At 71.5% G+C, this 11,225-nt stretch carries 8 protein-coding genes; 3 read left to right on the top strand and 5 right to left on the bottom strand.

All coding sequences use genetic code 11. The features are described 5' to 3' along the window. Positions 1 to 175: 175 nt before the first annotated feature. Together AAH991_RS37905 and AAH991_RS37900 are read right to left on the bottom strand one after the other, a co-directional pair. Positions 176 to 2,911 carry a M14 family metallopeptidase gene (locus tag AAH991_RS37905; RefSeq protein ID WP_346230783.1) on the bottom strand — a complete coding sequence of 912 codons (2,736 nt, stop codon included), beginning with the start codon at positions 2,909 to 2,911 and terminating at the stop codon, positions 176 to 178. Between the two features lie 220 nt (positions 2,912 to 3,131). Next, a complete protein-coding gene (locus AAH991_RS37900; RefSeq protein ID WP_346230782.1) occupies positions 3,132 to 3,794 on the bottom strand; it encodes an SDR family oxidoreductase in 663 nt (220 codons plus the stop codon). A 148-nt stretch (positions 3,795 to 3,942) separates the two neighbouring features. Here AAH991_RS37900 and AAH991_RS37895 point away from each other — a divergent pair, with 148 nt between their 5' ends. From AAH991_RS37895 to AAH991_RS37885, 3 genes are read left to right on the top strand one after another with little or no spacing between them, the layout of a single operon-like run. Next, entirely contained in the window at positions 3,943 to 4,710 is a 768-nt protein-coding gene (locus tag AAH991_RS37895) for a bestrophin-like domain (protein WP_346230781.1), read from the top strand. Between the two features lies 1 nt (position 4,711). Then, entirely contained in the window at positions 4,712 to 5,389 is a 678-nt protein-coding gene (locus AAH991_RS37890; RefSeq protein WP_346230780.1) for a hypothetical protein, read from the top strand. 27 nt (positions 5,390 to 5,416) lie between these two features. Next, on the top strand, positions 5,417 to 5,551 hold the full coding sequence (locus tag AAH991_RS37885; protein ID WP_346230779.1) for a hypothetical protein: 135 nt from the start codon (positions 5,417 to 5,419) through the stop codon (positions 5,549 to 5,551). A gap of 52 nt (positions 5,552 to 5,603) precedes the next feature. On the opposite strand, the gene AAH991_RS37880 is transcribed toward AAH991_RS37885, so the two are convergent. The 3 genes from AAH991_RS37880 to AAH991_RS37870 are packed head-to-tail and all read right to left on the bottom strand — an operon-like array spanning position 5,604 to position 10,961. After that, positions 5,604 to 9,140, bottom strand: coding sequence for a helicase HerA domain-containing protein (locus tag AAH991_RS37880; protein ID WP_346230778.1), 3,537 nt, complete (start codon positions 9,138 to 9,140; stop codon positions 5,604 to 5,606). Further along, positions 9,137 to 9,862, bottom strand: a complete 726-nt coding sequence (locus AAH991_RS37875; RefSeq protein ID WP_346230777.1) for a hypothetical protein — start codon at positions 9,860 to 9,862, stop codon at positions 9,137 to 9,139. Before AAH991_RS37875 ends, AAH991_RS37880 begins: the two co-directional genes overlap by 4 nt. Beyond that, positions 9,855 to 10,961, bottom strand: a complete 1,107-nt coding sequence (locus AAH991_RS37870) for an endonuclease domain-containing protein (protein WP_346230776.1) — start codon at positions 10,959 to 10,961, stop codon at positions 9,855 to 9,857. Before AAH991_RS37870 ends, AAH991_RS37875 begins: the two co-directional genes overlap by 8 nt. Between the last annotated feature and the right edge of the window lie 264 nt (positions 10,962 to 11,225).

Genomic DNA, 11,225 nt, shown 5'->3' with positions numbered 1-11,225 from the left:
CCAGCGCGGGACCGGCCAGACCGGCGCCGGCGAGCGCGAGGCCGAGCACCGACGCGGCGAGTAGCCGGGTAGTCCTGGTGATTTTCATGTGATCTTTCGCTCCATCTATGAGGGGCGGGGCCGGCCGGCTGGTCGGCCGGCCGGCCCCGGGTTGTGCTGTGAGGGTGTGAGCGGGTCAGCGGCAGGTGGCCGCGGTGTAGGCCGCGTCGTAGGACGAGGTGACCTGCTTGCCGCCGACCGTCCCGGTGCCGGTCACGGTCACCGTGCCCGCGTCGACCTGCCCGGCCCGGGTGTTGAAGGACTGGTAGGCCTGCTTGCCCGCAGCCACGTCGGCCACCGTCTTGGTGCCGTACGGGGTGGTGAGCGTGACCGTGGCCGGCGCGTCGGAGTCGTTGACGGCCGTCACCGCGACGTACGCCGAGGTGCCGATGCAGCGGGACGAGGCGGTCACGGTCAGCGGGAGCACCGGAGCCTTCTCGACCGTGACGGTCTCCTTGTTGTAGTTCTTGCCGTTGCCGTCCGGCTTGTAGTTCTTCTCGACGTTGCCCGCGAGGTCCATGGCGAACCAGTGCACCTCGGTGGTCTTGTCGACCGAGATCTTCGCGGCGCCCTCACGCATGCCCGAAGAGGTCAGCTTGGGCGAGCTGAGCGTCGGCCTGCTGCCGTCGAGGGTGTAGTAGACGTTCGCCGGCTCGTCCACCGTGAAGGTGAACGTCGCCGAGCCGTCGGCCCTGTCGGTGACCAGGAGCTTCGACTCGGGCTTCTGCTTGTCCTTCTGGTACATCTGGGCGACCTCGAGGATGCCGATCTGGCCGTTGGAGAACTCCATCGCCTCCTCGTGGCCCTCCTCGAACGGAGGCTGGAAGCCGACCGCGGTGTACCTCTTGGTCGCCGGGTCGTAGACGTCGGCGCCGACCTCGAAATCCCAGCCGATGATGCCCTTGTTGTACCAGAACTCGTCGGCGCTGTTACCGGCCGCCGAATAGAGCACGTCGATCACCGGGCCGGTGCGCCCCGGCCAGATGGCCGTGCCGCGCCAGCCCTGGACGGCGGACAGGATGTGGGCGGAGGCGTTCCAGAAGTACTCCTCCGTGCCCAGGTCCGGGCGCGGCAGCGTCTCCCGCCCGGCGGTCTTGTACGCCCCCGGAGGCCACATGAAGTAGCCGCCGTAGGAGTGGGTGTTCATCGCGAACTTGATGTTCGGGAACTTCTCCGTGAGCCACACCTCGTTGCGCGTCTCCGGCTCCGACAGCTCCGACGGCCCGGCGTAGGTGTCGCTGGTGCAGGTGGTCGAGCCGCCGTTGAATCCGTCGTAGACGCTGCCCACCGAGAAGTTGCGGTTGAGGTCGACGCCCCAGGAGTTGCGCCGTCCCGGGTCCGATCCGTCGGCGGCGCAGTAGTTGACCATGTTCCTGCGCTGCATGTTGTAGTCGTACATCGAGTAGTGGGCGCCGTCGGGGTTGATCGTCGGCACGATGAAGATGTCGAGGTTGTTGACCAGTTTCTTGGTGTCCGCGTCGAGCGAGTAGTTGCGCAGCAGCCGCTCGGCGGTCTCCACACAGGTGAGCGGGGTGACCCACTCGCGGGCGTGCTCCTGGCAGTAGAGGAACACCCCGGTCTTCGAGCCGTCCCGGCTCTTGCCGATGCGCAGCGCCTTCATCTGGAACGGCTGACGCGAGACGGTCGCCGGCGCCTTGAGGTTGTCGGTCAGCTTCGTCGCCGGAGCCGCGGCCACCACGCCGGAGCCGTCGCCGTTCCGGTAGAGGGCGGCGGTCAGCAGCGCCGACGCCGCCGGATCGGCGTTGAGGGCCTCCACGACCCGGGCGGCCGTGCTGGTGACCGCGCCGGAGGCGTCCGTGGCCAGGTTCACCACGACGTCCTTGCCGTCGACGGCGACGGAAAGCGGGGCCGAGGCGGTCCCCGGGCTCGCCAGCGCGACGCTGACGTCGTTGCCGCCCTCGCTGCCGTACGCCTTGGACGTCACGTAGAACGTGCTCGACAGAGCGCTCCCCGAGCCCGTGCCGAACTGCGCCTGCGCCTGGCGGCGGTAGCCGTTCGTCTTGTACGGGAGATCGATGACCTCCGAGATCTTCGGGAACTGCTTGGACAGCCACACGATCCGGCCGGTGACCTCGGTGGGGTCCATGTAGTGGTCGATGAAGTCCCGCACGTAGTGCTTGCCCGGCGCCTTGCGCGGCGCGCCCAGCCACTTCGTGACCGGTACGGTGACCGAGCCGCCCCGGTTGCTGGTGATCGTGACCTGGGTGGGGGCCTCCGTGATCGGCAGCGGCGAGTTGAACCGGTGGTACATGTACTGTCCCGCGTCGGTGAAGCGGGACATCGTCGTGGAACCGCCGGAGTCGGGGGCAGTGCCGGGGCCGCTGTCCCAGGTGGCGGTGAGCACGGTCTGGGCGTCGGTCGCGCTCGTCTTCACCTCCACCGACAGGAAACGCTGGTCGTCGAGGCTGGTGAACCACTCGGCGCGCAGCGGGGTCAGCGTGTCGGTCGCCGCCGCGTCGGCCGAGGCGGTGGCGAGGGCCTGCCGGCGTTCGGCCAGGTTCGCGGCGTAGTCGCTCTGGTCGGAGATGGCGTCGCGGACGTCGAAGCCCTGGTCGCGCAGGCTCCGCGCCTCCTCGGGACTGAGCACGGCGTGCACCTCGATGCCGCCGTCGACGGGCTTGCTGTACTCGGCCAGATCGACGCCCATGGCGACCAGCCTGTCCACGCCCGACTGGTCGGCCACGACGACGCGCATCAGCGCGACGCCGTTCTGCGCGGTGCTGGACGCGCGGTCGGGCGGGACCGGATCGGGAGAGGGATCGGCGAGCGCCGGGAAGGCGTTCAGGGTGATCGCCAGGGGGAGTGCGAGCGCGGCGGCGTAGCGACGCGCTCTCCGGGGAGAGCTACTCACGAGTTTCCTCCATCTGGCGTGCCTTCCGGGGAGGGGGGTCAGCCCGGAGTGATCACGCAAGGTCGAGGGAAGTCTTTGCCACCGCGCAAACGGCGTCAAGGCGCATGAACACCCCAAATTTGGGATTTTTCCGTAATGAGATGACTTAGTGCTCGATTGGGTATTTAGCGCCTCTTGCCTTATGACAGAGTACGGGTACCGGCCTGGAACGCTCCAGGCGTCACCGCATCAGCGCGAGGCGTACGGCCTCGGCGACGGGCACGCCTCCGCCGATGAGTTCGAGGACGCGGTGCCGTGTCCGCGGTGCGTCGAGCAGCGCGGCGATCACGGCGGCGACGTCGTCACGCGGCACCGCGCCGGGAGGCAGCGGCGGGTCGGCCAGCGTCACCAGGCCGGTCCCCGGCTCGTCGGTGAGCCGCCCCGGCCGCAGGATCGTCCAGTCGAGCGGCCGGCCGCGCAGATCCTCCTCCGCGGCCGTCTTCGCCGTGATGTAGGCCGCCCAGACCTCGTCGCGTCCCGGGGCGGGCGGCGCTCCCGCGCCCATGGTGGAAATCTGGATGAAGCGGGAGACCCCGGCTCGTTCCGCCGCCTCGGCGAGCAGCACCGAGGCGCCCTGGTCCACGCTGAACTTGCGTGCCGCGCCGCTGCCGGGTCCCGCCCCGGCGGCGAAGACCACCGCGCCCGCGCCGAGCAGTGTCTCGGCCAGCTCTTCCGGCGTAGCCCGCTCCAGGTCGCACACCACCGCCTCGGCGCCGGCCGCTTCCACATCCGCGACCTGGCCGGGATCGCGGATCAGTCCCACCGGCGCGTCACCCCGCCCGCCGAGCAGGCGGGCCAGCCGAAGAGCGATCTTTCCGTGCCCGCCCGCGATCACCACGCGCATGCGATCACCTCCGCGCCGATCCTGCCACGGCCTGCCCCGGCGACCGGGGCAGGCCGCGCCGTCGCTTTCCCGCCTTCGCTGGTCAATGATTACTTGTTGTGATAGTCATCTCACTACTTGTAATCAGCAAAGTGTCTGTGGAGATGCCATGCTCATAGGCGTACTGACCGTCGCGGCGGCCGTCGGACTGGTGGCCGTGGCGGCCCTTCTGTTCCGGGCGACGGGCCGGGGCACCGACGATCGCGATCCCGGCGGCGCGTCCGCCGGGCACGCCGGGTCGATGCTCTCCTCGCTGTTCCTGCTCGTGTTCGCCATCGCGATCGTCGTTCCGTGGACCTCTGCCGACTCGGCGCGGCAGAACACCTACTCGGAGACCCAGGCCCTCGTGGAGGCGTACTGGGCCGCCGCGCCGTTGCCCGCCCCCGACGCCGCCCAGGTGCGGGAGGGGCTGCGGGAGTACGCGCGGTACGTCGTCGAGGACGAGTGGCCGCAGATGGCGGCCGGACGCCTCGGCACCGAGGGGACGGCGCGGCTGGAGGCGCTGCGCGCCCGCGTGACCGAACTGCCGGTCACCACCGACGAGGCGCGTGACGCCAGGGACGCCGTGCTGGAGCGGATGGCGGACATGTCCGCCGCCCGCCGGCAGCGCGCCGCCGACGCGGGCAGCGAGCCGCCCCCCGGTGTCATGCTGCTGACGGTCCTCACGGGCGTCCTCGTCATCGTCTTCCCGTTCCTGGCCGGGGCCCGGCCCCGGGGGCTCACGCTCGTGCCGGTGACCGCGATGGCGGTCCTGCTCGGCGTCGGCGTCTTCCTCGCCTGGAACATCTCCCGCCCGTTCAGCGGTGGCCTGGCGGTCAAGCCCGACGCGTTCGTGAGCGCACTGCACGAGTTCCAGCGGATCCCCGAGGGCCACTGACATGGGCAGGACGGCGGGCCCGCGCGCGGCCGTCGCGGTCGTCTCCGCCTGCGCCGCGCTGACCTGCGCCACGCTGACGGCCGCTGCTCCCACGCCGGTGCGGGCCGCGCGGCAGGGCGCCGGCACGGCGGGCGGCACGGTGGGCAGCACGGGGGGCAGCACGGTTACCCGGATGGCGGGATCGGAACGGCCGGAAGCCAGGGGGATGGTGCGGGCAGCCGCGGGAGTGGCCCTCAAGGCGGACGACCCGGGCGGACCCGGTCTGCGGGTCGGCGTCTGCCTCGACGTGGACGTGATCGTCGACCTGCACGCCGAGGTCGGCATCGGAGGGCCCGGCTGCACGCCGCCGACGCCCGTGCCGCCGCCCGCGCCCGTTCCGGAACCGCCGCCCGCGCCCCCCGAGCCGCCGAAGCCGGCTCCCGAGAAGCCGGCACCGGCGCCGCGGCACTCCCCGCATCGGGTGGCGGCCGCGCCCCGGCCGCCCGCGGCGGTGCCGTCCCCCCGTCCTCGCGCGACGCCGCGCCCCACCCCGTCGCCGTCGAGTTCACCGGTCGCCCGCGTGCCGGCCATGCGCGCGATCGCTCCCATGCGGCATCGCAATCCTCTGGGGACCGTCACGGTCGTCGTGGTCCTGTCGGTGGCGATCGCCGCCGCCGGTGCCGCCGCCTTCCGCCGCTAGGAGCAGGCGTTGCATTGGGCGCACAGAGTGACGCCATGGTCTGCGCGCACGGCCGGGCGCTGCCGGCCGGGTGGCGAGATCCAGGCCGACGCGCACGTCCGGCCGTTCGGCGACGAGGAGACGGCCCGCATGGCCTGTGCGGGAGTGGGCCGCAAACCCTGACGCGGGAGCCGGGGCCGCGCCCGAGGGCGGCGCCGGCTCCGCGCGCCTTCGGTCAGGACCGGTTCGCCCGGGCCACGACCTCCTCGCTCGTCAGAGGGCTGCTCGGGTGGTGGCTCAGGCACAGCGGCGTACGGACCTTCGTGAAGGACCCGCCCTCGAACGCCGCATAGAACTGGCCGGACCGCAGCCGCGACACGTCGAGGACGTCGCCGCCCTTGGCCCTGGCCAGCTCCCGCGCCGCCGTGATCTGGGCCGGCGCGTTGAGCAGGCCGAAGAACTGGGTGGCGGCGTTGCCCGTGATCCGGTTGTGCAGGCCCTTCGGCGCCTGGGTGGCGAACACCAGGCCGAGGCCGTACTTGCGGGCCTGGGCGGCGAGGGCGAGCGTGCTCTGCGTGCACACGGTCGCCGTCCCCGACGGGGCGAACGTCTGGGCCTCGTCCATCACGAACAGCCCGCCGAGCGGACGGTCTCCGGCGGGATGCCGTTTGATCCAGGAGAACAGCGCCATCTGCAACTGGTTGACGAAGCCCTGCCGCTGCGCGTCGGAGGCCATGCCGGTGAGGCTGATCACCGACACGCGGGCCCGCTTCCCCGCCGGCGGCGTCAGCAGGACGCCGGGATCGACGGGCGTCCCGGTCCCCGCGAACAGCGGATCGCTGATCGTCTCCGCCCTCAGATGCTGGGCCATCTCGGTCGCGAGCCTGGCCGCGCCTTCGAGACTGCTCACGCCGTCCGGCAGGTCGTCGAGCAGAGCGATCAGGCCGCCCAGCCCCGTGCCGCCGCGCCGTCCGTAGTGGGCGACGGCCTCGCGGAGCACCGCCCGGCCGAGGTGCGCCCTGGCCGCCCTCGTCTCCAGCTTCGCCCGGGGCACCAGCGCCGCGACCGCGGCGTCCACCGCCTCGCCGAACTCGTCCGCGTCGTCGGCGACGCTCGCGAAGTCGGGCAGCGGCTGGAAGCTCAGCGGGCGTCCCGACTCCTTGCGCGGCGTCCAGATCACCACGTCGGTGTTCGCCAGGTAGTCGTCGGCCTTGGCCGCGTCGCCCTCGCCCCACTCCGTCGGCGGCTCCGGCCACCGGTCGCCGAGCCGCGCGAGGTCGTTGTTCGCGTCGAGGACGATCGCCGAGACCCCCTGAAGGGCGCACTCCTCCACGACGCGGCGGATCAGCACCGTCTTGCCGGAGCCCGAGCCGGCGAAGATCGCCGTGTGTTTGCGCAGGGTCTCCAGCGGGATCCGTACCGGCCGGTTGTCCGAGGTCGCCGCCCCGATCGTCAGGTACGGAGCCGTCGTGACCTCGTCCGCCCGCACCGGCGTGTGCGGGTGGGGCTCGACCACTACCTCCACCATCGGCATCTCCCCGAAGGGCACGTCGACCGGCGTCTCCGTGGCCGGCGCCTCGACCGTCGATGACTCGAAGAAGGGCAGGGGCGGCCAGACCTGCAGATCGGGACCGGCCGTGCCGGTGCCGCCGGGAATCGTGACGCTCGGGCCGGCCGGTTCCGGCACCTCGCCGGAGATCGGGGACGGCGTGGTGTCTGGGGCCGGAGACAGCGCATCGTCAAGAGCCGGAGACGGCGCGGGGACGGGGCCCTGTGAAGGTGCGGTGCCGGAGACGGGGGATGGCGCGCCGGTCGCCGGTCGTGACGTCAGCCGTGGCACGGCATCCCATTGGAGCAACTGCCGATCGGGATTGGCGATACGCCGGGTGCGGCCCAGAGACCGGGGCGCCCGCGAGGATTTCTCGCTTTCGGCACCGGACACGCGCGGAACGGCCGCGTCGCTGAGCGCCTCGGCGAACAGCTTCACCTCGCTCGTCGGCCTACGGGAGACGAGCCAGGCCTGGAGCTCCGGCGGGTTCTCGGCCAGCAGATCACGGAGCGCCGCGAAGATCCGGAGGTCGTCCTCCTCGATCTGGAGCACACGGCCGCCCGCCTGCTCGAAGGCCGTGAGCGCCTCCTGCGTCACCGGTCCCTTCGCCCAGCTTTGGTTCCTGAGCACGAACAGTCTGCGCGCGGGTATCCGTTCGTCGAGCCCGGCCGCCGTGGACGCGGCCTTCAGCCGGTTCAGCGCGGCGATGTGATGGGACGCCGAGATGGCGCGGAAGCACCAGTGGGCCTCGTTCTCCGTCGCCTCGTCCAGCGTTCTGCGCAGCCGGGCGTGCAGGGGCGGCTTCGTGCTCGGCGGCGGGTCCTGGGCGAACAGGCGTCCGTCCTCGCCCTGCTCGGTGATCCAGGCGGACAGTCCGGCCGCCAGCAGGCGCGGCATCACGGCGTCCTCCGTGATCGGGTCCAACGCCTCCGCCACGTCCGCTCGCTCCCGCAGCTTCGCGAACCGCCTGTCCAGCTCCCCGAAGCCGGGTTCCCGCTTCGGCGGCTGAGGCTTGGGGACGACGGTGACGGGTTGTGCGCCCGTCAGCCGTTCCAGCTCCGCGACCTGCCCGCTCGCCAGGCACGACCGCACGTGCTTGTCGATACGGATGAGCAACTGACGAGGCGTGTACTGGTAGGCCTCCTCGAACGCCTCCGGCTTCACCGGCCACGTCGGATACGGCGGAGTGAACCCGACCGCGCCGTACTGCGCACGGAACCGCTTCTCGACCAGCTCGACGCCAGTTCTCGCATCAGGGATGGTGTCGAGCGGTGTGGTCACCCGGAAGCGGTCCTGAACGGTGTCGATGGCCTTCGTCTCGATCAGGGTCCAGGTCGTGGGAAGGCACGAGAGCACGGTCAGCGTGCGGCGGGTCACCTCACGCAGGGCCATCAGGCCACCCGCGATCCCATCGAGGACCGACCCCTGTGGCCGGGACTCCGGGGCGTTGTCCGTCATGGCGACGGACGACTGCGCGATCAGGACGTCGATCTGGTCCACCGCGATAACGGAAGGCCCGGTCAGCGCCACCAGGCGGGACAGGTCCCTGACGATTTCCTGAGGAGACTTCGCGACCGGGGTGAAGCCCCAGACGTTGCGCTCGCCCGGTTCTCCTTCCGGCGCCGAGGTGAGGTAGGCATCTCCCACGTCCTGCGCGGACAGGTCGCTGGACGCGCGTAGGACGAGCGCTCTGGCAACGTCCTGGGCGACGCCACCGACATTCCGGTCGTACCGTCGCAGGGCGCGTACGAAGACGTCCAGGTCCTGCCGGGAGAGCGGGGCCTCACCGGTCACGGACTCCCGAGCGTCTTCCGGCACCTCGGCCAGCAGGCAGAGCCGCCACAGAAGCTCATTGAGCTGGGTGCCCGATCCCGGTATCGGCCGGGAAAGGCTGTCCATCATGGAGAGCAGCACGCTCTCCCAGAAGCTCCTGGCGTCGAGCAGGCTCACCAGGAAGAAGTAGCCGTCCTCCTCGTGCACCTTCTGCCTGACCCAACCAAGGAGATGCGTCTTGCCGGAGCCTCGCTGCCCCTCGATGACGATGCCGATAGGGCTCGCATCGGCGCTCTCCTCGGCCTCAATGAAGCCGTCGAGGACGGTCTGCACGGTCTGCCGGTGCAGAGTCCCGACGTGGAACGGCAGCGGGCGCCAGACGTCGTCGGGGACCTTGGCGTAGTTGAACCTCAACGCCGCCAGAGCGTTCAGTTCCTTGCCGGTCATCATGCTCCGATCCAGATGCGGTGCTTGGGCTGGTCCCCGATGACGATTGCCGCGTCACGATCCGCCTGAGTGAGGGTCTTCTGGTTCTCCCAAGGGACGAGGCGCACGTCGGGCCGGCGAATCATCTGGCGGAGGGTGGCGTCGACCTCGTCCCGGGGAACGTCGCCCAGCAGCGGGCGCAGTCGCGTCAGGCTCACCCAGGCGTTCGCCTTGTCGGCGAGCTGCGCGTACGCCTTGCGGATCGACGTCTCGATGTCCTCGGACACGGGCACCCTCGCGACCGGCGGGTGCGCGACTTCTGCCGCCGCCCGGGCGACGGGCGGTTCAGCGAGGGGCTCCTCGCTGATGCCCGGGCCGAGGTCCTCCTCCCGGCCGAAGATCTCGGCGAGCGGGGCGCTGCTCCTCTCCAGGTGTCGCTGGAGGCCGGAGACCATGGCCCGGACGACCGCTTCGAGCGCCCGTGCGGCGAGACGACTGGACCTGGGGATGCCGTCACGGAACATCGCGGCCGCCCTGGCCCAGCCGTCGTCGCTCAGCGCGTAGGTGAACGCCTGGCCTTTCTTCCCGACCTCGATCAGCTTGAGCCGCTGCAGGTGCTCGCGTTCCTTTTTGCCGATCTCGACGCCGAACTGCTCCTTGAGCTCCGGGTTGGTGAACTCGCGGGCCTCGGCCATGAGCAGCAGGAGGATGGCGGTCTCGCGCTGGGATAGCGACGTGTCAGGCATGGAGTGACCCTTCGAACGTTCCACGGCGGCACTGGTGGAGGAAGCGTTCCAACTCGGCGAGCACGGTGCCGAGACGTTCCAGCACCTGCTCGTTGGTGAAGCGGCGGACGGCGTAGCCGTCCCGGCGCAGGCGCAGGTCGCGCTGCCCGTCCGCGGCGAGGCGGCGCGGGCTCAGATGCTCGGGGCCGTCGATCTCGACCACGCACCGTTCGGCACGCCAGATCAGGTCGACGCGGATCGGGTTGCTGAGCGGTCCGGAGGCGTGGAGCTGGTTCCACTCGCGGCCCGCCGCCCAGGCGCACGGCGACAGCGCCGCCTCCAGCCGCCGCTCGGCGGCGCTGCCCGGGTGCGGCGACCCGGCGAGAGGCGGGAAGGTGAGCGTCGGCGGCGGAAACTCCTCGCCGCCGCCGGGCTCGACCTCGCGGACGAGCGCCGCAACCCCTTCGGGGATCGGGGCCGTCACGGTCTCGATCCTGTCGACGGAGCGCAGAGGAGGCCCGATGAGCCAGACGCCGAACCCGCCGTGGTGGGCCAGCCATTCGCACGCCGCGACCAGCACCTCCTCCGCGGACGGAGAGAAATCGGGCGGCATCCGTACGAGGATCGCGGCCTCGGCCCGCCGGTAGCCCGAGCACAGCACCCGGGCCAGCCCCGCGGCGCGGATCTCGGGCGGGAACGTTCCGGCGCGGCCCGCCGTGCCGCTGCCGGCCGTGACCCCCCTCGCCCGCTCGCGCAGGGCCCGCTCGGCGAGGTGGGCGAGGAAGGGCGCGAAGTGCCGGGTGGCGGAGCCCGCGCGCAGGGCGTGGGCACGGACGGCCGGAACCGCCGCCCCGCCGGTGCCGGTGATGCCGTCCGCCTCGGGCAGCCAGGCGGGGAACATCGCCAGCGCGGCGGACTCCAGCTCCCTCAGCACGTCGGCGACCACAGCCGCGGGGGCCCCCGCCGGGCGGGGGACGTATGTCACCAGCGCGGGCGCGTCATCGGGCAGTGGGTCGATCGCCAGGGCGACGGCGTCCGGGTCGCCGTGCAGGTGCATGTCCTGCCCTGCGTGCAGATGTACGACCCGGCCCGTGGGAAGCTCCCGCCACGAGCGCGCCACGCCGTCCCCGCCCTGTCGTTGAAGATCCGACAATCTTGACCCGGCAGAGGGTATCGGGCAGTGACAGGACCGTCCACAGAATCGGGAATTTCCGGTTCTGTCTCCTGTGTCCTCGGCCCACACCGCGTGTCCGCGGCTCGGCGGACGGCGGGAGCGGCGGTCCCGAGGCTCGCGTTGTGCGGAACGAGCCGCACGGCCCCCCGGACCGTGCGGCGAAGGTCGTGACGCGGCCCGCGCCCTCGGTCGGACGGCACGGGCCCCGTC

It is taken from the genome of Microbispora sp. ZYX-F-249, from assembly GCF_039649665.1.
Classification (GTDB): Bacteria; Actinomycetota; Actinomycetes; order Streptosporangiales; family Streptosporangiaceae; genus Microbispora; species Microbispora maris.
The sequence above is the reverse complement of the archived record's forward strand: the minus strand, read 5'-3'. Positions and strand labels throughout refer to the sequence as shown.